Consider the following 26,790-nt stretch of genomic DNA (forward strand, 5'->3'; position numbering starts at 1 on the left):
ATTGCTGTAACTGGGGATTTTAGGGATAATCGCGTCATCTTATTTACATAAAGTTACATGTCTTCTAATCCTAAGACTCGTGTTTCAATATCGTATTTTGCCATCTCTTTGTGCCTTAAATGTTCCACTTTTTCCATGAACGTTGAATGAACATAATTATTCTCTGGCATCCGTTTAACTTCTGCTATAAAGGCTTTTTTTCCACTTGATTTAAGAGCTACAATATCAATTTCATAAGAGTTTAATCGTTCTTTGTTTGTAGAACTTTTAGTTTCCCACCAGGAACCAATTTCTTTAAACCCACCTTCTTCTGCTAATTTCTGTTTAAAATAGTTTTCTAACACTCTGCCTGAATAAGTCTGATAATCAGCCTTTGCTAGTTGACGCAGGTCTTCAAAATTCTGTAGTTCAATATATGAACGATTCCGTTCGATGTATTTAAACCAGAAATTTAGAAAATTATCTCCAATAATATATCGTACATTTTTCTTAGTACCTGGTTTCGCAAAAATAGGCCGTTCGCGAGTTATCAAATTATACACATTTTCTAATTTACTTAAATGACCTCCGATAGATATCCCCCCTAGTACTGACTCTATTTCCCCTTGTGTATAATGCCCATTTGCTATTTCTAATAAGATGGAAAAGTAAATGCCATAATTTTTTCCAAATTCAGTAATCAACAAATTACGTCCTTCATCTATAAACAAGGAATTTTCTGAAAAAACGAAGTCATATATCCGATCAACAGAAAGTGCTTGATTGTCACAGAATAACTCTACATATTTAGGGATTCCTCCAGTCAGTGTATACAAAGCTAATAGGTCATCATTACTATATCCGGGCGCAAAATCCTCCATAATTTGTTTTAGCACTTTTGTATTGAAGGACCGAAGACATAAAATATTGTCAGCACGTCCGAATAATGGTTCTCCATGATCCGTGAATATCTTTTGCATCAATGAATATACAGAGCCGCTAATTACAAGATTTATTTTAGTTTCTTGCCGATATTCATCCCAAAGATTTTGCATATCACTAAAAACATCGGGTCTGATATTATAAAACTCCTGAAATTCATCAATAACAATATTAAAAGAACGTGTTTTTCCTATTTCGAAAAGATATTGTATCAAAGTAGTAAAGTTAGATATGCCATCCGGAATAAAAATAGATAATGTCTCGCGTACTATTTTTATAAAATCTGCGACTAATATACTCTCTGCTTTTCTTCCAATGAAAAAATATACAGTAGGTGTTCCCTTCAGAGCTTGTTTTATAAGACTGGTTTTTCCAATACGCCTACGGCCTGTTACCACAATCATTCTGGAATTTTGACCAAATGCAAGCTCTTGTACACGCTTCAATTCTGCAATTTCTTTCTCTCTATTATAAAACTTCATAATCAATAAGTTTTTCTCAACGGCTGTTGAGTCAACCGTCGTTGCAAAAATATGAAATAAATTAAGAACAGCCAATTTTGCAATACTTAATTATTGATGTTTTCGCCATTTTTAGAGTTCATCCGAAAGAAAATAGAATAATGAAAATAAGTGACTTTATTGAGAGAAAAATCACTTTAATTTTACTTGAAAAAGATGTAAAGCACAACACAGTAACAATACGCTAATTTATAATATTCAGATTATCAAATAGATACAGTAATGTTTGTTAGTTTGGACAGGACCCGGAAAACCAACTTTGCACGGATGATTTTGCCGGACATTGGGCACACAATGCCAATCTTTCTGTAAAAGCGATCATGGGAGTGGCCGGATACAGCGAGATGGCTCGGATGCTCGGATTGAATGATGTAGCAGACAAATATGCGGCTATAGCCAAGAAAATGGCGGTGAAATGGGAAGAAATGGCGAATGAGGGAGATCATTACCGTTTGGCTTTTGACCGTAAAGATACCTGGAGTCAAAAATATAACATGGTTTGGGATAAGTTGTGGAACCTGAATTTATTCCCTAATAATGTTATCAGAAAAGAGATTAACTATTATTTGACAAAACAGAATCCTTATGGGCTCCCTCTGGACTCTCGTAAAGAATACACAAAATCCGACTGGATCATGTGGACGGCAGCTATGTCTTCAGATAAGGAAACCTTCCAGAAATTCTCTGATCCTGTCTATAAATATATCAATGAAACAGTATCACGTGTGCCTATCAGTGACTGGCACCACACCGACAGTGGACGATGGGTAGGCTTTAGAGCACGTTCGGTGATCGGAGGATACTGGATGAAGGTGTTAATGGATAAAGTTCAAAATAATCAATAAAATTACTATGACGTTAACTTAAAAATTGTACATATGAAGTTCTTAAAGAAAATGTTGTTGGTTGGGCTACTTCCTGGCTATTTGATATGCCAGGCACAAAATGTCCAAAACAAAGAAGATGTACCCTTGGATTTAGGATATCGTGTACTCCCTATGGGAGATTATAACGGTTCAGCCTACACAATCTCGGGTAAACAGTTACGCAATCTACCTGTTACAAATCTTTCGGCAGTATTAGCCGGACTGGTACCTGGTTATTTTGCCCGACAAGTGCAAGGTGGTGGATTAGTGAATGAACAGAATTCATTCTGGATAAGAGGACAAAGAAGTAATTCGCCCGATGTATTAGTACTGGTTGATGGACAGGAACGGGATTTTGCTGTTTTGTCATCACACGAAGTAGAATCAATTACCGTATTGAAAGATGCTGCAGCAACAGCCTTATATGGAATGCGTGCAGGCAGTGGAGCTATTCTGGTTACAACTCGTAAGGGAGCAAAGGGAAAACCGCAGGTTGAATTGACAGCTCAAATTATAGCTCAACAACCACTTAAAGAATTAAATTCATTAAACGCAGCCGATTATGCAAGACAGCACAACATAGCCCGTCATAATGACAATATGGATCCCCTGTATTCGAACTATGATATAATGAATTATGCTAAGAATGATCCTAATTCCATATTATATCCCAATGTAGATTGGGCTGATAAATATTTAAAGGATATCCGATGGAGCCAACGCTATAATCTTAATATCCAAGGAGGAACAGAAAAAAGTACATATTTCGTGAATGCAATGTATACTCGTAACAATGGCTACTTCAATACAGATGATTCACATGATTATAATACCAATCACTCTGCCGAACGGTTTAATATCCGTTCCAATATCGATTTTGCCGTAACTCGCACTACCCAACTGGATGTAAATCTGTATGGCTGGTATCAAAGTCAGAATGGCCCTGGCAGCGGAGCCGAAAATATCTATAAAAATCTAGTCACATTACCGCAAGGAATCTTCCCAGAATGGTACAATGACCAAGGATATACAGATCAATACGGCAATGTTATCAATGCAGAAGATGGGAAAATTGTAGCAGGAAATGCATTCCGTGAAAATCCATGGGCAATGCTAAATCGCTCCGGCTACTTCCAGGACAAACAATTGTATGGTTCTTTCCGCACAAAACTCTCACAGGATCTTTCCTTCATAACAGAGGGATTAAAAGCTTCTGTTGCTCTATCCATGGATTCACGTACAATTTCTTCTATCAGACGTACAATAACTTTCGCATATTACGAAAAGGATGCGACGAATGAGAATGTTCTCCGCCGGACCCGTGAAGATGACTCAATGATAAACAAGGTAGATAATACCAGTTCTTTCCGCCGGACCGGTATCGTGGCTCAATTAGATTATAACCGTACCTTTGGAAAACATGGAGTTTCGGCTTTAGCTTTCTATGAACAATATGAAAGCAATGATGAAATGGTATTGCCAACCCGATTCCAAAGCGTAAATGGTTGGTTCGGCTATAATTATGATAAAAGATATGGCATCGATGTTATCGGAGCTTATCAGGGATCTCACAAATTTGGTCCGGGACACAAATTCGGTTTCTTCCCTACAATATCTGCCGGATGGACTGTTTCTAACGAATCTTTCTGGAAAGATGCAAAAAAAATAGTGCCCTACCTGAAGCTAAAAGCATCTTATGGACAAGTCGGCAACTCATCCGGCGTAGATGCCTTTTATTACAGGGGACGTATGTGGCCGCAAAACGAAGTCTATATCACAGGGGTAAACATGGGAACAAAGCTTGGAGGATACATTCAGGATATACTTCCAAATCCCGGATTGACTTGGGAGAAAGCTAGAATTCTGAATATCGGAATAGATACCCGACTATTTTCAGACCGGTTATCTGTTACAGCAGAATTTTTTAAAGACAACCGTCATGATATGTATGTAGTAAATAACAAAATCAGTTCTCTTGTCGGCAATGTAAAGGAATTTAAGCAGAATATAGGCAAAATCAATAGCCATGGAGTAGACTTATCTGCCATGTGGAATTCAAATATTGCAGACTGGAGCTATTTCATAGGTGGTACATTCTCTTATTCTACGAATGAACTGATTGCAAACGGTGAAGTAGATCAGCCATACGAATGGTTGAAGAATCAGGGACGGCCTTTAGGAGAAAATCGAGGATACATTGCAAAAGGCTTTTTCAATTCTTGGGAAGAAATAGCAGCCTCTCCTGTACAAACATTCTCTGATGTCCAACCAGGTGATGTACGTTATGAAGATATAAACAAAGACGGACAGATTGATGTAAACGATATGGTACCTATCGGTTACGGAGACATTCCCAGAATCATGTATGGTATTAACTTAGGAGTCGGCTACAAAGGATTTTCGATCACCGCATTATTTCAGGGAGCCGCAAAAGTCTCTCATCAATATTCGGACATTGTGATGAATCCTTTCACAGATAACGGAACCATATTTGAGCATCAACTTGATTACTGGACACCCGAACACCAGAATGCAACATTCCCACGTTTAACAACACTGGACAATGCCAATCTTAATAACAGACAGATAAGTACATTAAATGTGAAAGATGCTGATTTCTTAAGATTAAAAACGCTGGAAGTTGCCTATGACTTTCCTACAAAAATGATACAGAAAATCCATCTTAAGGGATTGAGACTTTTCCTTAGCGGAACGAATCTGATTACCTGGACAAAATATAAATGGGTTGATCCTGAAGCTCCTTCACTGGCAGCTCCTTTGACGAGAAACATGAGTATAGGTTGTTCCTTAAAATTCTGATAGCATGAAAAAATCGATAATTTATTTGACAATAAGCGCAACACTAACATTTTTCGGTTGTGATTATCTGGATGACATGCCCTATGACTGGGCACAACCTGATGATATTTTTACGAATGAACAGAACTATCTGAAACCGATTAATCAGGTGTATGCATATATTCCCGAAGGCTTCAACCACGTAGGAAATGCCTTTTTAGATGCAGCCACCAATGATGGAATAAGTACAATCATAGATTCGGATATTCATAAGTTGTCTCGTGGGTATGTCACTTCTTCAAATCCGATTGAAGAATGTTGGAATAAGTCATACAATGGAATTCAACAGGCCATTTTTGCCCGCAAATATTTGCGTGAGGCTGACTTGGTGTTACAAAATAAGACAGAAGAAGACATCCAGGCATTTAAAGATACCTATTGTGCGGAAACTGAATGTTTACAAGCCTTATTTGAGTTTAACCTGTTAAGACACTACGGAGGCTTTCCTATTGTCGATCGTATTTACGAAGTCGACGATCCTGAACTGCAGACAAAGGCAAGAGACTCTTTCAAAGACTGCGTCAATCACATCGTACAGTTATGTGAGAGTGCTGCCGCTGTATTAAAAGTTGATCCGGAAGGTGGGAATGGTTCTTATGGCCGTATGACTAAAGGAATGGCACTTGCTATTAAAGCCAAAACATTACTCTATGCCGCAAGCCCACTCTACAACAGAACAGATAATAACGATCCACTACTAGGCTATACTGACGGCTCGGATGTGACGGAACGTTGGAAACTTGCAGCCAAAGCTTGTGCAGATGTAATCAATCTAAATGCAGACGGAACAATATCTCCGAATGGAAGTAAAAAATATAGTCTGATAGCTCTTACTGCTGCTAAAACGTACGACAAGATCTTTATCAATGCCAATCCTAATCCGGAATATATCCTATTCTATACGGCTGCTAAGGACAATGCTCTGGAAAACAGACATTATCCCCCTACAATCTCAAAAGATCAGGGAGGAGGTACAGTACCTTCACAGCAATTGATCGATGCATTTACCATGAAAGATGGAAGCGATTATACCCATTCTTCTGACGGTGCAAGCATGTATACTAACAGAGACCCGCGTTTGGCAGCAATTATCGGATATGACGGTTCGGTTTATGGAAAGAATACCATTTATACGCGAATTAGTGATAACACAACCATAGACGGACTCAACCAAGTGAAGAACCGTTCGACCAATACGGGATATTATTTAGCTAAATTTCTGGACAAAACACTGAACTTCGGACAGGCCAATGTGGGTACCGTTTTCCACTTATTCCCGATGATTCGCTTATCTGACATCCTACTTTCCTACGCAGAAGCCATGCATCACGCTTATGGCATGAGTGTGGATCCAGAAGGCTATGGTTTGACAGCAATAGAAGCCGTACAAAAAATACGTACCAGAGCCGGATTCGAAACAAATGATAAATTTCTTAATGGGGTGACAGATAACAACTTTATGGAAAAAGTGAAGCAAGAACGCCGTATCGAACTCTGTTTTGAAGAACATCGTTACTTCGATTTGCGACGTTGGATGGATGGCAATCAACTTAGAGAACCTATTATCGGAATGAAAGTAGAAGAAAATGCTTCCGGGCTTCATTATACACGCATTACAGTAGATGAAGCACGCAATTTTAAAGATTACATGTATTATCATCCTATTCCTCTGAAAGTAATCAAGGAAAGCCCTTCCATCCAACAGAATCCAGGTTGGTAACGGGCATCAAAACTATTTAATAGATAGAAAACATGAAAAAGATAATAATATTATTCATATGCTTAACCTGCTCCATCTGGCATGTCTGTGCCCAAACCAAAGTTAGCGGAATTGTTAAAGATGCCCAAGGAATGGAGATGATTGGCGCTACTATCCTTCAGAAAGGGACTAATAATGGAATAGTGACTGGTTTGGATGGCAAATTTACTCTTACATTGTCCAACAAAGCAGAGCAAACACTTCTTATCTCAATGATCGGCTTTATAGAACAATCTATTGCCATAAAAAAGAATCATCCTTTTATCAATGTCACCTTGGAAGAAGACATTGCACAATTAGATGAAGTTGTTGTGGTGGGATATGGGACACAGAAAAAAGTATCTCTGACCGGTTCAATTTCTAATGTCGGGACCGAAGATTTGAAAAGCATGCCTGTATCAAGTGTCACAAACGCTTTAGGTGGCCGCATCCCGGGACTAGTAACCCGACAAGAGAGCGGACGTCCCGGCGGTGATCAGGCTACGATGTTTGTTCGTGGTCGTGCTTCATTGAACGACTCTAGCCCCTTAGTACTGATTGACGGGGTAGAACGACCTATGGCGCAAATCGACCCTGATGATATTGAAACTATCTCCGTGTTAAAGGATGCTTCTGCAACAGCCGTATACGGTGTACGAGGAGCCAATGGTGTGATATTGGTAACTACCCGGAGAGGTCGTGAAGGAGAAACTCAAATTTCTTTCTCATCTGAATTTGGTGTTACTTCCTTCAATCGCATATCCCAAACCCTAAATGCAGAATCCGTTTCAAGATTCATGCGTGAGGGTGCTATCAATGATGGCTTTGACCCTTCCGATACAGGTAATACTCGCGGCCTTTTCCTGTCAGAATATGACAACTATCTATATCGTACCCAGAAAAGTCCGTTTACACACCCGGACAATGACTTTGTAGATATGTTTACGAAAAATGGTCTCCAACAGAAATACAATGTAAACCTATCGGGCGGAAATAAAACAGTACGTTACTTCGTCTCTGTGGGATACTTCACTCAAACCGGTATGTTTGAGACAGACGTAGACAAAATTAAAGAGCATGAGACAATACAAACTCTTTTAGCAGCCTCGCCCGATGTAGCAAAAGGCTTATACAAAGAAGGTTATAATTCGGAATATAAGTACAGTAGGCTCACCACTCGTTCGAATATCGATATCAACCTAACTGAAGATTTCAAGGTATCCGTGAATCTTGCTTATCGTTTCGGAAGTCAGAACCGCCCCTATGGCTATGATGCTGACGGACAGGAAGCACTGCGCCTGTTCGGCATGTTCTATCGCAATTCTCCTCAAGCATTCCCAATCTTAAACGCGAATGGAACTTATGCCGCCGCCGATGGTATATGGAGACAGAATCCACTCGTGACATTATGCTATTCAGGTTTTTTTCTTGATTTCAATAATAAACTTGAGACAGATTTTGCATTCAAGTATAACCTAAGAAAACTGTTAAAAGGATTAAGTATAGACGGAAAATTCTCTTACGATGCAGGCTGGAGCAATAACCGAAGCATACAGCAGCGTCCCAATATCTATCAATATAATCCTGTAAACGGGACTTATAAACAAGGACTTGAAATGGTGTTGCCAACAAAAGCCACCAATAAAACGGCAGCTACACATCGGAAGTATGCTGAAGCGGCAGTTCGTTATAAGCAATCCTTCTCCGGACATAATATATCTGGATTGGTACTTTATAATATGAGTTACACTTCCACTCCCGGTGGACGCTATTCTTATGTACCTCATATCTATCAGGCTTTAGTAGGACGTGTTAACTATGATTATGAGAATCGCTATCTATTCGAAGTTAACGCAGGCTATAACGGCTCAAACCGTTTCGCGGAAGGACACCGTTATCAGCTCTTTCCTGCAGCATCAGTGGGATGGGTACTGACTAACGAACCTTTCTTTAAAGAAAACCCTATCTTAAGTTTTACTAAACTACGCTTCTCTTATGGTGAAGTTGGTAATGACAAGCTGGGAGGTTTCTCTTACTATTATCGTTCAGGATACGATGAAGGACTAGGCTACACTTTTGGAGAGACACATAATCCTGCGATTAAAGGTCTGATTCAAGGAAAAAGCGCCAATGAAAATATCACATGGGAAGTTGCACGGAAATACAACTTAGGACTTGAGACCAAATGGTTGAAAGACAAAATATCTGCCAGTATCGACTTTTTTAAAGAACGTCGTAGTAATATCCTATGTGAACCGGAAAGATATTCTCAAGCAGCCGGTTCAAACGGATTGGCTCCCATAAACTATGGTGTCGTAACAAATCAGGGATATGATTTGGAAATAGGCTATCAAGATCAAAAAGGAGATTTCGGATATTCCATAAAAGGGATTTATGGATATGCACACAATGAAATTGTAGAGAAAAGTGAATCTGTAAAGCCCTATGCCTATATGTCACAAACGGGAAATCCTATCGGGCAGTTTATCGGCTATATTTCCGACGGTTTCTTTAGCTCTTATGAAGATGTAGCAAGTTCTCCCGTTCAATTCGGACAAGTAAGCCGACCTGGAGATATTAAATATAAAGACTTGAATCATGATGGAGTGATCGATTCTAACGACCAAGCTCCTATCGGCTATAATCCGGTACCCGAAATGACTTTCTCTCTTGCTGCCGGTTTGAACTGGAAAGGAATTGATTTTAGTATATTGCTTCAGGGAGCTGCCCGTTCATCCATCTATCTGCAACAGGATATTGCATGGGATAATTTCTGGGGTAATTATTACGAAGAGCATATCGGAAGATGGACACCGGAAACAGCAGCAACAGCAACGTACCCACGTTTCACTAAGGCAGCCACTGCCGCGCATCCTAATTATTATAAATCTGACTATTGGTTGAAAGATTCCAAATACTTGCGTCTGAAAAACATTCAGTTAGGTTACACTATACCTCGCAAACTATTGAAAAAATTCGGAGTACGTTCACTTAGAGTATATGCGAATGCCTACAATCTCTTTACATGGGATAACGTAAAGAAGGTAGACCCTGAATCATCGAACAATAGTAATGGACAATTCTATCCACAACAAAAAGTAATAAATTTTGGTATCAACCTGAATTTCTAATGTTTGAAATGAATAATTTATGAGAAAACTATTTATATCCTTTGTAACGGCTGTCCTGCTTGCCAGTTGTAGTGCAGATAGCCTGATGAAAGAAACCGAACTGGATCTTACGGATACAGAGAAAGTTTATTCGGACATTACATTGACCCGCAAAGTTGCATACGACTTGTATGCACGTATGCGCATGGGGAGAGACCGCCTTGGCAGTTTTGGTTTTTTGGCAAACATTGGTGGTTCGCCTTGTATGCTTGACAACGCAACAGACGATGGAGCCGGAAATACAACCCGTGCCGGAGGGGCAGTTATTCCCGAACTCGAGAAATTTATCAAAGGGGGAATTGATGCTTCCAAAGGTTTGATTGGCGGTGACCATCCATGGACATTTTACTATAAGGCCATCCGTTCTGCAAACACATTCCTGAACAACGTAGACCGTTCACCATTGGAGGATGCAGAGAAGATTTCCTTGAAAAACCAAGTACGCTTTCTGCGTGCATTGTATCACCACGAACTGTTTCGTTTCTACGGAGCATTAGTAATCGGAGACAAAGAACTCGATCCGTTGCTTTATGACGAAATCAAACGTGAATCGTTAGAAACCACAGTCCGTTGGATTGCTAATGAATTCAAAGAACTTGCAGAGCCGGGAGTATTGCCCGACAAATACGATGCAGCAGATTACGGAAGAGCTACCCGGGGAGCAGCCCTAGGCTATCTGGCACGCACATTACTTTATGCAGCAAGTCCCTTACACAATGCGTCCGGAGTAACTTGGAGAGAAGCGGCTGATGCTGCCTACGATATGATTGAATATGCTGACAATGGAGATTTCTATCGTTTATATGAAGATCCGACCACTCCCGAAAAGAGCTACACACGATTATTCAATACCCGTGCCAATGGTGAGGTAATCATGGGATTTCTCCGTGCACCGGCAAATGACCTTTACGGAATGATGCCTGCCTTTGATCCCTGGAATGTAAATAAAGAGCTACTGACTTGTCCGAACCAATGGCTGGTAGACTGTTATGATATGCTCGACGGTTCACAGGCCATTCTCGGTTACGAATCAAATACGAAAGCCATCATCAACCCAAACTCCGGTTACAATGTAAATTCTCCTTATGCTAACAGGGATCCCCGTTTGGCACAGAGCATTCTATGTGATGGTGCTACCTGGCCTTTGGTCAACGGTAAGCCAGCTACAATAGACCTGTCAAAATCATATAGATGGGGAAGCGGATACTTCCTGACAAAGTTCCTGGATGACCGCATCGATCATCGAAAAAACGGTACCACTTACATGGACTTTCCAATGATGAGATATGCAGAAATCCTGCTCGATTATGCAGAAGCCGAGAATGAGGCTGAAGATACGAATACAGCCAGAGAAAAAGCAATAGCCCAGCTTAACAGGATACGTCGCCGTGCCGGTATCACGACAGACTTACTGGCCGCAGATTATAATCAGGCAACCCTTCGGGAACGCATACGCAAAGAACGCCGTGTAGAACTTTGTTTTGAAGATCATCGATTCTTTGATATAAGAAGATGGCTGATAGCAAAAGATGTAATGAGATTACCGGCTGTCGGAATAAAGAAAATTAACGGTGAATATCAACGGGTAACTTTAGATACACGAAACTATAACGAGCGCATGAACTTGGCTCCAATACCACAGGATGAAGTTAATAACTGCCCGAATATCTACCAGAATCCAGGATACTAATCTAAATAGAATGTTTACTTAAAAAAATAAAGTCATGAAAACAAATAGTATAATTGCATTAATTCTGTCAATCAGTTTATTTGGATTATTCGGTTGTGCAGATAAATATGAAGTTGATTATGAAGCACCTGTCAAAATCGAATTTGCGGGTGTCGATCAGAATAATAGAGTATCATTAACGAAAGGGATTGCTGAATACACGGCAACCATCAAAGTACAGGGAGAAATCATGAGTTTTGAAATTTATCAGGCAGACTCCAAAACCGGAATGCAGGGAAGTCTGATAGAAGAAACTGCCCAGTCATTTGCAGACGGAACGACTAATTACGAAACAACTTACAAGTTTACTTCTTTAAAAGAGAATGCCTGTATTACAGTAGTCGTTCTAGGTACCGACGGCCATACGTACCAACGTAACTTATTGGTAGAGATTACTCCTTCTATTTTATTCTCCGATCCGGATTACGGAAAAGATGGAGAAATAGTAGAGACAGCTTCAGCTTATTATGGTTGTTATTATGCAACATGGCTTCTTGGACGCACCTATATGGCTGCTGATGCCATGAAATATACAAACGAAGTCGATTTCTCACTCGGAGATATTATCTTGCCTTCAGGAAGCGAAGCTGTACCAGCTCTTGTTTCACCTGCTAAAAGAAGTGATTATGGCTTGATGACAATTAATGGTTTACAACACACATTATTTGCTGAAACCTCTTTATCACAATCAGAATTTAATGCAATCTCCCAAGTAGATGCAACTCCGATAGAAAATCTGGCAGATCCAACCTCCGAAGTCTTAGCTATTCAGGCAGATAAAGTTTACCTGTTCAAAACTGCCAATGGAAAGAAAGGATTGATTTGCATACAAAAAATAACAGCAAAAACTGGTACTATCGAAGTCTCACCGGATAATTGGGTAGAAAACACTAAATACTCATGGGTACAATTACTGACTAAAACCGTGGCGAAGTAAAGCTCCCATTCAAGATACTTTCTCCAATGATCGTATCATAGAATAATTAGAAGAATAGAGAAGTTCTCGGTTTCTACGAGCTTCTCTATTCCTGTTTTCCCAATAGAAGAAAGAAGAAATCTATCATTCTACCATTTTTTTTCCTTTATTGATTAGTATTTTTCCTTCCTTCTCTGATATCTTCCCTACTTTTGCGAAAAGTCATCATGAAAAACTGAAGTTAATTAAATCACAATAATTATGAATCTGAAAAAACATTTACCCTGGCTGGGAGCCCTGCTCCCCATTGCTAACACACAAGCAGAAACAAAACCTAATGTAGTAATTATTTATATCGATGATATGGGTATCGGTGACATAGGTTGTTATGGAGGTAAATTCGTTCCTACTCCCAATATTGACAAGTTGGCACAGGACGGACTATTATTCAACCAATATTACTCTTCTGCGCCGGTTAGCTCTCCATCCCGCTGTGGATTAACCACAGGTCTCTTTCCTCTTGAAGTAGGAATCAACACTTTCCTGAACGACAAAGCTGCGAACAAGAGATGCGAACAACGTAATTTCCTGGATGATAAGTTGCCTTCAATGGCGCGTGCTTTCCAAAATGCAGGTTACTCAACAGGACACATCGGAAAATGGCACATGGGAGGCGGACGTGACGTACATAACGCTCCTTCTATTAAAAATTACGGTTTTGACGAATATATATCAACCTACGAAAGTCCGGATCCGGAACCAGCAATCACTGCTACCAAATGGATCTGGTCGGATAAAGACAGCGTGAAACGCTGGAGACGTACCGAATACTTTGTAGATAAAAGTATTGAGTTTGTAAAAAAGCACAAAGACGAACCCTTCTTCCTAAACCTATGGCCGGACGATATGCATACCCCTTGGGTACCGGAATTCAAACAAAAGGAAAGAAAAAGCTGGGAAACACAAGAAGCATTTGCTCCTGTACTAGCGGAGATGGACAAACAACTCGGACGTTTCATCAAAACCCTGGATGAGTTGGGAGTGGGAGAAAATACAATCATTATTTTCACTAGCGACAATGGTCCTGCACCCAGCTTTAAATCTGTACGTTCCGCTTATTTGAGAGGAACTAAAAATAGTCTTTATGAAGGGGGAATCCGCATGCCGTTCATCGTTAGATATCCAAAGAAAATTAAAGCCGGACAAGTAAATAACGAGTCTGTATTATGCGCAGTAGATTTATATCCGACTTTGTGTTCTATAGCCGGAATCAAAACAGAAAAAGGTTACAAAGGCGATGGACAGAACTATTCAAAAGTTCTTCTCGGTAAATCGGAAGCCAAACGCAAGACCGATTTAATGTGGGACTTCGGACGAAACAAACATTTTGGCTTTCCAAGGAACCCTTATGACAGAAGCCCCCATTTAGCTATACGCAGTGGAAAATGGAAATTATTAGTGAACGGTGACGGAAGCGATGCGCAATTATATGATATGGAAAAGGATAAGTTCGAAAAGAATAATATCGCAAATGAGCATCCTGATTTGGTTGCCAAGTTGAGCAAGAAAGTATGTAAATGGTATGAGGAAAACAAAGACAAAGGAAAAGAGTAATACAGTGAAAAACAAATTATAAACCAACATTAAACTTATGAATTCTAATTTTTTACTATTACCAACCGCCTTGATGGTTGCAGGACATTCTGCAGCAGAGGTCAAAGGAAAAAAGTCCGATCAAAGACCCAATATCCTGGTAATTCTTGCAGATGACCTAGGCTATTCCGACCTGGGATGCTACGGTAGTGAAATTCACACACCTAATCTGGACAAACTGGCAAAACAAGGAGTACGTTTCAATCATTTCTATAACACCAGCCGGAGTTGTCCGACGCGTGCTTCCCTGTTGACAGGACTTTATCAACATCAGGCAGGAATCGGACGTATGACCTTCGATGACCACCTGCCGGGTTACCGGGGAACACTCTCACGCAATGCCGTTACTATCGCAGAGGTATTGAAAGAATCAGGATATGCTACCAGCATGGTAGGTAAATGGCACATCGCAGAAACTCCACTACGCAAAGACCAACGCGAATGGCTCGCACATCACGTATACCACGAAACCTATTCTGATCTTTGTCATTATCCGGTGAATCGCGGATTTGATACCCACTATGGTACTATCTACGGAGTAGTAGACTATTTTGACCCATTCAGTCTGGTAGAAGGTGAAGTACCCGTGAAAGAAGTACCCGACGGATATTACATCACACAGGCGCTTTCAGACCGTGCAGTGAAAGAAGTGAAAGAGTATGCCAAAGACGATAAACCATTCTTTATGTACCTGGCTTACACTGCACCACACTGGCCGTTGCATGCACTGCCGGAAGATATTGAAAAATACAAGGATACCTATAAAGTAGGTTGGGAAGCCATTCGTAATGCACGTTACGAACGTCAGAAACAGCTTGGTATATTCCCTAACATGGATAATTTCCTGTCTGATAGACAGTTCAAAGATAAATGGGAAGATAACCCACATGCTGAATGGGATGCTCGTGCCATGGCTGTTCATGCTGCCATGATCGACCGTATGGACCAGGGAATAGGACAAGTTATCGACGCCCTGGAAAAGACAGGACAACTTGAAAATACGCTGATTCTATTTCTTTCCGATAACGGATGCAGTAATGAAGATTGCCAGAACTACTCTCCAGGAGAAAATGACCGTCCTGATATGACACGTAAAGGAGAGAAAATGGTTTACCCTCATAACAAAGAAGTACTGCCTGGACCGGAAACAACTTATGCTTCATTGGGAGCACGCTGGGCAAACGTAGCCAACACACCGTTCCGTTTTTGGAAAGCCAAATCTTATGAAGGAGGTATCTGTACTCCAATGATTGCCCACTGGCCAAAAGGTATCAAGAAGAATGTCGGCAAAACGACTCCCGAAATCGGACATGTGATGGACATCATGGCTACTTGTATCGATATGGCAGGCGCCACTTATCCTACCAAATATAAAGGAAATGACATCATCCCATTGGAGGGTAAAAGCCTGGTTCCTATCTTCAAGACCGGACATCGTGAAGGACATGACTACCTTGGATTTGAGCATTTCAATGAACGTGCATTCCTTTCTAAGGATGGTTGGAAGCTAGTTCGTCCGGGAGAAAACGCTAAATGGGAATTATACAACCTGAATGAGGACCGGAGCGAAATGCATAATCTGGCAGCACAATACCCTGAAAAAGTAGCTGAAATGACAAAGGCTTACGAAGCATGGGCTAAACGTTGCATGGTAGAACCTTACCCGGGACAGAAAAAGAAATAAAGCCTACTCAATTAATTAGAAAGAGTACTCGATTAATTATTTTTATATTTGACTCCTGTCGGAAAATATCCAATGATATTGTACGACAGGAGTTTTTTTATATGCTTTTGTCCCTTCTTTATCAAGCCTCACCTGAAATCGGAGGCTGACCTGTATATTCCTTAGGCAGTACACCATATTGCGCTTTAAAACATTTCGCAAAATAAGAAGAAGAAGTAAATCCTACCTGCGCTGCCACTTCAGAAATCCGGGTACCGCTCACAATCAGTTCAGCAGCTCTATTCATACGAAGTGTCTTCAAATAATCATTAGGAGACATTCCGGACAAAGCCTTTATCTTCCGATAGAAATTAGAACGGCTCATATTCATCTGTTCCGCCAAAGTATCTATCGAGAAGTTCTCATCCGCCAACTGTTCGGCTATTACTCCCTGTATCTTAGCTATAAACTCACAATCCTTTTGAGACATCGCAAAATCCGTTGTCGAAACAGCAACCGTATCTCCTGCCAAGCTCACCATCAATTTATGAAAAGACTGCCTCAACTTCAACAGATTCTCGATCTGCATATGGAGCTGTTTAACAGAGAATGGTTTCTCAACATATACATCCGCTCCACATTCAAGTCCTTCGACTTTAGACTCCAAAGTGGTTTTCGCCGTCAACAAAATAACCGGAATATGTGAATAAGAGATTTCAGACTTCACCTTACTGCAAAGTTCCAGCCCATCCATCTCCGGCATCATAACGTCACTCACTATTACATCCACGTTTTCCTGCGCAAGCACTTCAAGCGCTTCACGACCGTTGGAAGCCCTCAACACACGGAACCACTCTGCCAATGACTCACGAGTCAGATTCAGCAAATCAACATTATCCTCAACCAACAGAACTGTGAACTTCTTTCCTGAATACTCCGAAGAGATCGTTTCAGAAGCATCCGCATGCTCTGGGGATATTTCTACAATATCGCTCATTTTTTCCGTCTCCCACTCTTTGAACGGAAGAGACAGTATAAACGAAGAACCACCTCCAATATTATCTTCCAGACGCAAATCTCCCTGATGAGCTTCTGCCAAAGACTTCGCAAAAGCCAATCCGATGCCAGTGCCTACTGCTGTGGCCACCTTATCGTCAGGCAGTTGATAGAAAGCCTCAAATATCTTTTGTTTCTGTTCATTTGGTATTCCGGGACCATCATCGTTCACTTGTATCTCATATCCCCCATCAGTAACAAGCAGCCTCAAGTCAATATGCGCATGCGCATATTTGATGGCATTTCCCATCAGATTGACAAGAATCTTACTTAATTTGTCCCTATCCACCGTAGACACCAGCTCTTGTTCAGGCACAGTCAGTTGCAAATCAATTCCTTTTAATTCAGCAGGACTTGTAAACTGATTATAAACGTCACTGACAAGCTCTTTAATATCACTCTTTTTCAGATTCAGATGCAGCGTACCACTCTCCATTTTCTGAAAATCAAGCAATTCATTAGTAATCCCCAGCAGATAATTTACATTCTTATCTATCACAGACAAATACTTGAGATCTTTTCCTTCACGTTCTTTCTCCAATAATTTTTCCAAAGGAAGCCGTATCAAACTAAGCGGAGTACGTATTTCATGCACCAAATTGATGAAGAAGCTAATTTTCGACTTGTAAACTTCCTGTTCCTTGGCAATCTGATATTTTTCCATCCGCCGCTTATATTTGCGTTTAACACGGAGATTCCATCGCCAAGCCATCCAACCGATCCATCCCAACAGCATGAGGACATAAACGAAGTAAGCAAAGGTACTACGCCACCAGGGAGGAGTAATCACCACCTTTAAAGTGGTAGTATTCTCATTCCACTGGCGATCATTATTAGAGCCTCTGACTTCGAACAAATACTCACCGGGAGGCAAATTGGTGTAAGAAGCCATATTGTTATCGGTATTCAGAATCCATTCCTTGTCCACTCCCCGAAGTATGTAAGAATACCGGTTCTTCCCCGGATCTTCAAAACTAAGAGCGACAAAACGAATAGAGAAGCTATTGTTTTCGTAAGATAAAGTCACCTTATCAGCCATATAAAGCGGCTTATCCAACTGAAGCAGTTTCTTCACCTCCTGCTCATCGGTTTGATAAGGCAACCGGATATCGGTCACATAAACCGGAGGAATATATTTGTTATCTACAAACTGTTCCGGCTGGAATACATTAAAGCCATTGATCCCACCAAAATACAATTTTCCTTCGGATGATTTCAATGAAGATCGAGCTATAAACTGATTTCCTTGCAAGCCGTCATTAATCGTAAACTGGCGGAAATGATCTTTGGTAACAGGATTAATCTTAAAAATTCCGGCATTGCTGGATACCCAGAAATCACCTCCCTGATCTTGCTCAATCGCATAAATAACCTTGTTAGGTAATAAAGTATTATGCGGGTCAAATTCAATGAATCTTTTCTCCTTAGCATCAAAAGAACACAGTCCTCCCCCATTCGTTCCAAACCACATGGTTCCTTTCACATCTTCAAATAAAGTAATGATCGAATTACTGGTGATCGTAGTTGAGTCTTCCCGTTCGTGCTGATAATTTTTATAATGACCATTTATCGTGTTGTAAGTGAACACGCCACTACTGGAAGTAGCGATCCAGAGATGATTGTACATATCTTCATGCATATCGGTAATAGAGATCATAGAACCAATATTTATGATGGGCATAAAGTTATCTTTAGCGGCATCATAACGACATAAACCCCAGCTCGTTCCTACGTAAATTTCTCCGTTCCTCCCTCTATAAAAGCATAATACGTCGTTACTACAAATCGTATAGGGAATCCCGCGAGAATGAGTATAAACTTTCACAGCTCCGGTACGCAAATTGACAACCCGTATCCCTTTCGCATAAGTACCGATCCATAAATGGTCTCCATCCAACAATAAGGAACGAATGTCATACTTTTGATTATCATGTCCTCCGATTGGATAAGGAGAAAGTTCGCGGGTAGCAGCATGGAAGAAATATAAACCGCTTTGAGTTCCAATCCAGATATTCCCATCTTTATTCTCACAGAAAGGAGCAACAACCTTTCCCGCTCCGGACACTCCGGCCAGATAGGCAGGCGAATAATAATCAAAATGTTTGGTCTGCTTGGACATATAGTTGACTCCCCCCAAATTGGTCAACACCCAGAGAGCTCCTTCTGCATCCCACATCATGCCATTGATAGTCTGATCGCTCAAGCTTCTCGGATCGGCCGGATTATCCGTCCGCTGGAATGTATTTGTATTTTGATTGAACAGATAAAGCCCGTTATCCGTACCTACCAACAGCTCTTTATCCGTATACTTCAGCAAACAATGAACAGCTCCGAAATTAAACGCCGAACCACTGTAATTATCCATAGCATCGGTTCGTTCGTCCAAACGACTCAGCAGATTGTTTCCCGCACCAATCCAAATATCTCCATCGATATTCTGAATACAGTTTACTTTATAACTATCAGAAGCATTTATATCTAATGAAATTTCATACGTCCGGAGAAACTTGCCGTTTTCGTCAAAGCACAAAAGTCCTTCCTGTAAGGAAGATATATAGACCCTCTTCCGATCAGCACTCTGACAGAGGTCCCATACAAAAGATGTCTGAACACTATTTTGAGTCAGCACCTCTGTTTTCGGATCATAAATAAAAAATCCCTGTCCCAAAGTCGCAATCCAGATAAGACCATTTTCCGTCTTAATAATCTTTTTTATCTCACTGCTGATATACACATTATACTGCGTCGTTTTATCAAAGCAAGAGAAACGATCGGTATCCCGGTCATAAATATAAAGTCCGGAGTTTGTTCCAACCCAAATATTCTTGTCCACCTCTATCAAGGCTTCTACGAAATTATTTTCTAATGAAAATTTGTCGTTGAGAACATTCCGGTACACTTTATTGCCCCGCCCGTCATAACGGTTCAATCCGTCACTCGTACCCAGCCAGATAAAACCATAACTATCTTGAAGGGCGCACCACACGGTATTATGAGACAATCCATCTTCTACCTGATATTTCTTGAACGAAAAATAAGGAGACGCGGATAGTGTTCCGGTCCAGAAGATCAGCAAGCATATTAGTATTTTAGTTAACTTCATTCTACGTGTTTTTTATTCAATTATCGGTTCAGCCAAGGTTCAGGATTCAACTTCTCTTTCTCCCTACGCAACTGGAAGTGCAATACCGTCCGTCCATTATCCGTGCCGTCAGAAAAAACCTGACCGATAGATTGCTTCGTCTTCACCGTATCACCGGCTTTGACAGAGGCAGAAGAAAGATTGCAATAAACAGAAATATAATTGCCATGACGAATGAGGACATTAAATAATCCGTTCAATTGGAACACAGCCGCCACCTTCCCATCAAAAATGGCACGCGCCTGTGCACCCGGTTTTCCCTGAATATCAATACCCTTGTTATCCAGTTTCACGTTGCGCAACCCCTCTACGGCATATTGTCCGTAACGGCTGGTGATAATATAAGCACCGGATATAGGCATTGGCAATTTCCCGCGATTCGCGGCAAAGTTACCTGATAATTCCCGATCCGCCTTACTCATGGTATAAGCCTCAAGAGGTTTCGATTTAGCGGCCGTTTCCGTTGCAGCAGATTTTCCCTCCTTGCTTTCCTCTTTCTTACGGGCAGCCGCTTCACGACGAGCTTCTTCCTGCGCACGCTTACGGGCACGCTCTATTTCTTCCGCAATTAATTTATCGATGCGGGCATTCAGCTGATTGGCTTCCCTGCGTTTTTTATTTATCTCATTCTGCAATCCTTTCTGCTTCTTTTGCAGATTAGTCACTAACGTACGTTTCTCTTTTTCCTGCTCTTCCAACTTCACCTTTTCGCTCTCACGTTCTTGCAGCAGGTTCTCTTTGGCGGCTTTCACTTGCTGACGTTCCGCTTTCTTCTTGCGTATCTGCTCCTGTTTCTTTAGGATTTCTTCCCCTTGCAGACGTTGATAAGTGGCATATTCACGAACATATCGCATACGCCGATAAGTCTGCCCCAGATTCTTTGCCGAAAAAATAAACATGAGCTTCTCCTCTATCGACTTATTCTTATACAAGTACTGGACAGAAGCTTCATATTTCTTCTTTTTATCTTTCAAATCCTTCTCCAGCCCGTGCAACTGGCGCTCCAATGAAGCCAACTCACGCTGGATAGCCTCCACATCATTGTTGATAGCCATGATATAGCGTTTCCGCTCTTCAATCTGTCCGGTCAACACAGCCAGACTATTCAACTGGCTTCCCACATCTTTCTTTGTATCCTTCAATATAGATTCCGATTCGGCAATCTGTTTTTGCAGCGCACCGCGTTTACTTTCCAGCTCACGAATCAACTTGTTCGATTGAGCGAAAAGAGGAACTGCCAACCAAAGGCAACTGATTAGAATAACAAAGAAACGTTTCATCATAATAAAGCTACCAGCATTTTTACTAATTCTTCCAAGGGAATCTGGTTGTATTTGGACGTCAGTTCCGTCGGAGTTATCGAAAACTCTTGTGTGGAGAACTCATAAAGTTGGACTTTTGCCTTTTCTAATGAAGGAATTCCTATATCTTTTCCTGTCAGCTCTGTCTTTCCACCAGGAAGAGAGGCATCCATCAATATCTTTTCCAAACGGGAAAACTCCACATTCTTCGACAATACATTTTTCAATTCAGCTTTAGTGGCACGAACAAAGCGTTTATTCATCCTGTCTACCAATAAAACTTCGTCGGGAGTAACTTCTATACGTGCCACTTCTGTACGCAGAATAGGCATCAATAAGGAGATTTGTACCCGCTCATGAGTTTTCATCTTCATGGTTCCCCCTACAGACATGCTTCCCTTCTTGCCGGGAATAGTCAACTGAAGCTTGGAAGCCAGGTAACTGGATGTCGGAGCCTTTGTCGAAGTCTTAGTTTCCGAAGTTGCCAAGTGTTTCGAACTCTTACAGCCGGCCAACACCACTACCACCAACAACAGTAGATAAATGATTCTTTTCATTCCGCAATATATTTCTTCTTCTCTATTTTCTGTTTCAACGTTTTCGACTCGCTACCCATTTCCAGTGCCTTCTTCCAATATTTCAACGCACCTTCCACATCGCCGGTCATAAAATAAATATCTCCGCAATGCTCCACAATCACATCACTCTTCTCGCCGTCGTTCTTCATTGCATTATCAATATAGATACGGGCTTCGGCATAGTTTCCCTTTTCAAAAAGAATCCATGCATAAGTATCGAGATAGGTCGAATTATTAGGTTCGGCTTTCACCGTTTTGTAACTCATCTCCTCCGCCTTGTCCAAGTCACGACGTTCCACAGACAGATAATAAGCATAATTATTTAATGCGCCAATATTGGAAGGATTATATACCAAAGCCGAATCGTAAGCAGCATAAGCCTCCGTCATTTGTTTCTTGGTATGATAAATATCCCCCATGATAGAATAAAAATCTGAAATGACTTCTTTTCTGGTATCGGGAGTTATATGTTCCAATGCTCTATTACAAACACTCAATACACTATCTCCCTGTTCTGCCTGATGATAAGCGATAGCCAGATAATAATAAAGTTCCAACGCATCCGGAGTAGCTTCAATGCCCGGTTCGCAGACCTTGATAATTTGCTTGTAATCTTCCTTTTTCACCGCCGCGCTAACCAGCATCAGACGGGCAGCCTTATTGGTAGGATCCAGATCAACCACCTGCTCCAATACCGGCACAGCCTCCTGTTCCATATTCTTCGACAACAGGTATTGAGAATAAAGCATCGGTATCTGCGGATCATCCATATCCTGCTTCATCATCCGGTCAAATAAGGCAATCACCTGAGTGCTATCTTTAGCGGACGACTGTTCATTTTCCGCAATCACCTGTCTCATGACACTGATTTTAGTATCAGAAGTCACCTTTTTGTTCAATAACAACGTATCCAGTTGCTGTTGATACAATTCTTTCTGCCCGGTCTGTTCATAGTAAGAAGCCATCGAGAAGAGAGCCATCGGATTATCAGGCTCTACAGCCAGTACCTTCTGGTATGCATCATAAGCTTCCTGCTTTTTCCCGTTCTGAAGATATACATCTCCCAGTATCACCTGATAACGCATATCCATCGGATATTCCTGTACCAGACTTTCTATTTCCTGAAATGCCTTCTTATCATCTTTCATCTGAAGATAAATCCGGAATTTCTCCATAGACAGCTGCTCATTCTTACCCAAACGTTTCTCTAAACGATTCAATGTAGAAATGACATCATTATACTTCTCCTGGCGACTGTAAATATCAAGAAGGCTGAACAAAGGGTCCTGTTTCGACGGGAAACGGGTCACCATCTTCTCAAGCAAAGCCGCAGCCTTATCCAATTCATTTTGTTGCTGGTACAAACTGACCAATCCCTGACTATACCAATAGTTATCAGGCGCAAAAGCCACTGCCTGCTCCAAAGCAACCTGACCTTGCGGCACCTGGCGAAGGAACATATAATATTGCGATATTTCATAAAGCGCAGAAGAAGCAGTGGGGTTGATATCCAGACAATGCTGTAGCAATCCAAATGCCGCATCATACTCATTCTTTCCTTTCATCCGCATGGCTTCCAAGAAGAAGTAGTCATATTTACGCTGTTGTTCAGCAGAAAGCAATGTTTCCTTCATTAAAGAAGCTCCATCTGCTTTCGCTGTTGTTTTTGCTGTACGCACAGACCGGATTCCCCCACATGAAGTGAGCATCAATACCGTCACGAACAGCCATCCTATTTTTATCTTCATTCTATTTTCTCCATTAAGCATTCATCATACTCCGGTATGTCCGAAACCACCGGCTCCCCGTTCTGTTTCATCCAGCACCTCCACTTCCTGCCATACAGGCTGTTCGTGCTTTGCTATCACCATCTGCGCGATACGTTCACCGTCTTCAATCACAAACGTTTCAGAGGAGAGATTGACTAAAATGATACAAACTTCCCCACGATAATCCGCATCAATCGTACCCGGAGAATTGAGCACCGTAATTCCTTTCTTGATCGCCAGTCCGCTACGTGGACGAACTTGTGCCTCAAATCCCTTCGGCAAGGCAATATATAGTCCTGTCGGCACCAGACAACGTTGCAACGGTTCCAGTGTGATAGGTTCAGAAAGATTAGCACGGATATCCATTCCTGCGGACAATTCAGTGGCATAAGCCGGAAGCGGATGCTTCGATTTATTGATAACTTGAATATTCATAAATGCATGTTTACTATTTAACGGGCGAAAATACACATTTTGAACTGAAAAATAGTTAAGTTTGCAGTTAAATAATGTACCTGTAGCCAATTTGCGAATGGTAAACACTAAAATTATAGATAAAATGATGAATTGGAACCAATTAATATCAGCGAAACGTTTCGGAATGGAAGAATTCCATGAGGAACGACAGGAAAACCGATCCGAATTCCAACGGGACTATGACCGTCTTATTTTTTCGGCTCCTTTCCGCAGATTACAGAACAAAACGCAAGTATTCCCTCTACCGGGCAGCGTTTTTGTACACAACCGACTTACGCACAGTCTCGAAGTCGCCAGCGTTGGCCGTTCACTCGGGGACGATGTTGCCAAAGCACTTCTGGAACGTCATCCGGAACTTCAGGATTCTTTCCTGCCGGAGATCGGTTCTATCGTTTCGGCTGCTTGCCTGGCACACGATTTGGGTAATCCGCCTTTCGGTCATTCAGGCGAAAAGGCCATTTCCACTTTTTTCTCTGAAGGGAAAGGAGTTCGCCTGAAAGAGAAACAGCCCAACGGAGAGCAACTTTCTCCGATGGAATGGGAAGATTTAATACATTTTGAAGGAAATGCAAATGCCTTCCGAATACTTACACATCAGTTCGAGGGACGTCGCAAAGGCGGATTCGTTCTAACATACACCACTCTGGCTTCTATCGTAAAATACCCCTTTTCATCGAGCCTTGCAGGAACAAAATCCAAGTTTGGCTTTTTCGTCAGCGAAGAAGAAAGCTTCCGCAAAATTGCAACAGAATTAGGACTGATATTGCTCAACGAACATCCTTTAAAGTATGCACGCCACCCGTTAGTTTATTTGGTTGAAGCGGCAGACGACATTTGCTATCAGATGATGGATATTGAGGATGCATATAAACTGAAGATTCTCACCACAGAAGAGACTAAAGAGCTATTAATGGCCTATTTCAGCGAAGAGCGGCAGGAACATCTCCGAAAAACATTCCTGATTGTTAACGATGTCAACGAGCAAATCGCTTACCTGCGCTCTTCCGTCATCGGTTTATTGATCCGGGAGTGTACCCGTGTCTTTTTAGATCATGAACAAGAAATCCTGTCCGGCACGTTCGAAGGATCACTAATCAAGCGCATAGCCGAGCGTCCGGCAGCAGCCTATAAACACAGCGTCGAAGTATCTATCAATAAAATCTACCGTTCACGGGACGTACTGGATGTTGAACTGGCGGGATTCCGCATCATCAGCACCCTGCTCGAATTGATGATAGATGCCGTAACCTCACCCGAAAAGACTTATTCCAAACTCCTGATCGACCGGGTTTCCAGTCAATACAATATAAAAGCGCCCGTACTCTATGAAAGAATACAGGCGGTACTTGACTATATATCGGGAATGACCGACGTCTTTGCTCTTGATCTTTATCGTAAAATTAACGGGAACAGTTTGCCTGCGGTGTAACCACTTTAGGAGTAAACACCTCTTCCCCTTCACAAGAAGACAATCTCAACGCATCCGGATGGCTTTCAATAAACGTCTGGATGTGTCGAATCCGCTTATCTTCGAGAATTTCGTCTACAGCAATCAGAATACCGGTTTCTTCCACATCACCGAATTCATAATTGATAGCTGTTCCGAACATACGCATAGTAGGGCTTAGGCTCATATATGCATTCACCAACGGAGGAATATTATATCCCAGTTTACGAATTTCACAATTCAATATTTTATAGTCTTCCTTGAAGGAATGCTTGCAAAACAAAGCACTCAGCTCGTCTTCGGAAGTCTCAAGTTTCAGAGGCTCGATCGGAGTGACAAGTTTCTCTTTGTCATAAAAATGTTTCTTAAGGAAATGAAGAATCATATCACGGCCACGACGGTGATAGCTTGGATACATGGTCACTTTGCCAAAGAAATATTTCACATTCGGCATAACAACAGTCAACGCTCCCAATCCATCCCACAGATTATCTAAAGCGAACAATCCTTTACTTCCGGCACGGGTAGACTGATATTCAAGCGTAACGAACGAACGTCCCAACTCAATTGTCTGTGGCAAATATTCTTTAATAAAAGCATCGGAGAAATGAAACATATGGGAAGTAGCCAGAATCGGAGCACCTTTTTCATCAAAACGCACGTCCGTACCAAGCAGATACCGGTAACCACCCAGAATTTCTTCCGCTTCCGGATTCCATACGATCAACTGCTTGTAGGGGTGCTCCATCGTGTCGTATTCATCAATATCCATTGACAGACCTGTACCTCCACCAGCAGCACGGAAAGCTATTTCACGCAAACGACCAATCTCTCTCATCACATTAGGAGCATTCTGATGAGTAATAATATAAATCTGATTATTACTCTTATTCGTCATTCGTAAGCGTCTGTCTTCCGTCAATTCTGCCTTTAGCAGTTCTTTGCTTACCGGTTTAATAATCTCTTCCATATTCCTTGTTATAG

Annotated in this window: 15 protein-coding genes and 1 pseudogene; 9 read left to right on the top strand and 7 right to left on the bottom strand. The window is 41.3% G+C overall.

Annotated elements, in window-relative coordinates:
• Positions 1-53 precede the first annotated feature (53 nt).
• Positions 54-1,403, bottom strand: a complete 1,350-nt coding sequence (locus AB5217_RS06680; protein WP_032847317.1) for an ATP-binding protein — start codon at positions 1,401-1,403, stop codon at positions 54-56.
• Between the two features lie 272 nt (positions 1,404-1,675).
• Here AB5217_RS06680 and AB5217_RS06685 point away from each other — a divergent pair.
• The 8 genes and pseudogenes from AB5217_RS06685 to AB5217_RS06720 form a co-directional block, all read left to right on the top strand.
• Positions 1,676-2,287: pseudogene (locus AB5217_RS06685) on the top strand (glutaminase domain-containing protein); the annotation flags it as partial.
• A gap of 33 nt (positions 2,288-2,320) precedes the next feature.
• Positions 2,321-5,128 carry a SusC/RagA family TonB-linked outer membrane protein gene (locus AB5217_RS06690; RefSeq protein WP_211480767.1) on the top strand — a complete coding sequence of 936 codons (2,808 nt, stop codon included), beginning with the start codon at positions 2,321-2,323 and terminating at the stop codon, positions 5,126-5,128.
• Between the two features lie 4 nt (positions 5,129-5,132).
• Positions 5,133-6,887, top strand: coding sequence for a RagB/SusD family nutrient uptake outer membrane protein (locus AB5217_RS06695; RefSeq protein WP_211480768.1), 1,755 nt, complete (start codon positions 5,133-5,135; stop codon positions 6,885-6,887).
• A 32-nt stretch (positions 6,888-6,919) separates the two neighbouring features.
• Positions 6,920-10,036, top strand: coding sequence for a SusC/RagA family TonB-linked outer membrane protein (locus AB5217_RS06700; RefSeq protein ID WP_211480769.1), 3,117 nt, complete (start codon positions 6,920-6,922; stop codon positions 10,034-10,036).
• Between the two features lie 19 nt (positions 10,037-10,055).
• Positions 10,056-11,765, top strand: a complete 1,710-nt coding sequence (locus AB5217_RS06705; RefSeq protein ID WP_211480770.1) for a RagB/SusD family nutrient uptake outer membrane protein — start codon at positions 10,056-10,058, stop codon at positions 11,763-11,765.
• Between the two features lie 34 nt (positions 11,766-11,799).
• On the top strand, positions 11,800-12,741 hold the full coding sequence (locus tag AB5217_RS06710) for a hypothetical protein (protein ID WP_211480771.1): 942 nt from the start codon (positions 11,800-11,802) through the stop codon (positions 12,739-12,741).
• Between the two features lie 240 nt (positions 12,742-12,981).
• Positions 12,982-14,334 carry a sulfatase-like hydrolase/transferase gene (locus tag AB5217_RS06715; RefSeq protein ID WP_211480772.1) on the top strand — a complete coding sequence of 451 codons (1,353 nt, stop codon included), beginning with the start codon at positions 12,982-12,984 and terminating at the stop codon, positions 14,332-14,334.
• Between the two features lie 37 nt (positions 14,335-14,371).
• Positions 14,372-16,057, top strand: coding sequence for an arylsulfatase (locus tag AB5217_RS06720; RefSeq protein ID WP_211480773.1), 1,686 nt, complete (start codon positions 14,372-14,374; stop codon positions 16,055-16,057).
• A gap of 121 nt (positions 16,058-16,178) precedes the next feature.
• On the opposite strand, the gene AB5217_RS06725 is transcribed toward AB5217_RS06720, so the two are convergent.
• From AB5217_RS06725 to dut, 5 genes are read right to left on the bottom strand one after another with little or no spacing between them, the layout of a single operon-like run.
• Positions 16,179-20,195, bottom strand: a complete 4,017-nt coding sequence (locus AB5217_RS06725; protein ID WP_211480774.1) for a two-component regulator propeller domain-containing protein — start codon at positions 20,193-20,195, stop codon at positions 16,179-16,181.
• Between the two features lie 20 nt (positions 20,196-20,215).
• Positions 20,216-21,517, bottom strand: a complete 1,302-nt coding sequence (locus AB5217_RS06730) for a murein hydrolase activator EnvC family protein (protein ID WP_004298191.1) — start codon at positions 21,515-21,517, stop codon at positions 20,216-20,218.
• Positions 21,514-22,092: a DUF4292 domain-containing protein gene (locus AB5217_RS06735; protein WP_004298193.1), complete on the bottom strand. Its 579-nt coding sequence runs from the start codon at positions 22,090-22,092 to the stop codon at positions 21,514-21,516. The genes AB5217_RS06730 and AB5217_RS06735 overlap by 4 nt, the downstream gene beginning before the upstream one ends.
• Positions 22,089-23,861 carry a tetratricopeptide repeat protein gene (locus AB5217_RS06740; RefSeq protein ID WP_022200118.1) on the bottom strand — a complete coding sequence of 591 codons (1,773 nt, stop codon included), beginning with the start codon at positions 23,859-23,861 and terminating at the stop codon, positions 22,089-22,091. The genes AB5217_RS06735 and AB5217_RS06740 overlap by 4 nt, the downstream gene beginning before the upstream one ends.
• Positions 23,862-23,885: 24 nt before the next feature.
• On the bottom strand, positions 23,886-24,317 hold the full coding sequence (gene dut / locus AB5217_RS06745; RefSeq protein WP_004324398.1) for a dUTP diphosphatase: 432 nt from the start codon (positions 24,315-24,317) through the stop codon (positions 23,886-23,888).
• Positions 24,318-24,441: 124 nt separating this feature from the next.
• Here dut and AB5217_RS06750 point away from each other — a divergent pair, with 124 nt between their 5' ends.
• Positions 24,442-25,788 carry a deoxyguanosinetriphosphate triphosphohydrolase gene (locus tag AB5217_RS06750; protein WP_004307333.1) on the top strand — a complete coding sequence of 449 codons (1,347 nt, stop codon included), beginning with the start codon at positions 24,442-24,444 and terminating at the stop codon, positions 25,786-25,788.
• Here AB5217_RS06750 and AB5217_RS06755 read toward each other — a convergent pair.
• Entirely contained in the window at positions 25,760-26,776 is a 1,017-nt protein-coding gene (locus AB5217_RS06755) for a GNAT family N-acetyltransferase (RefSeq protein ID WP_004324397.1), read from the bottom strand. The two genes, AB5217_RS06750 and AB5217_RS06755, sit on opposite strands and share 29 nt — an antisense overlap.
• Positions 26,777-26,790 lie beyond the last annotated feature (14 nt).

This window comes from Bacteroides sp. MSSM.1001136sp1_RTP21357st2_D2_RTP21359_211015, from assembly GCF_040913205.1.
Classification (GTDB): Bacteria; Bacteroidota; Bacteroidia; order Bacteroidales; family Bacteroidaceae; genus Bacteroides; species Bacteroides ovatus.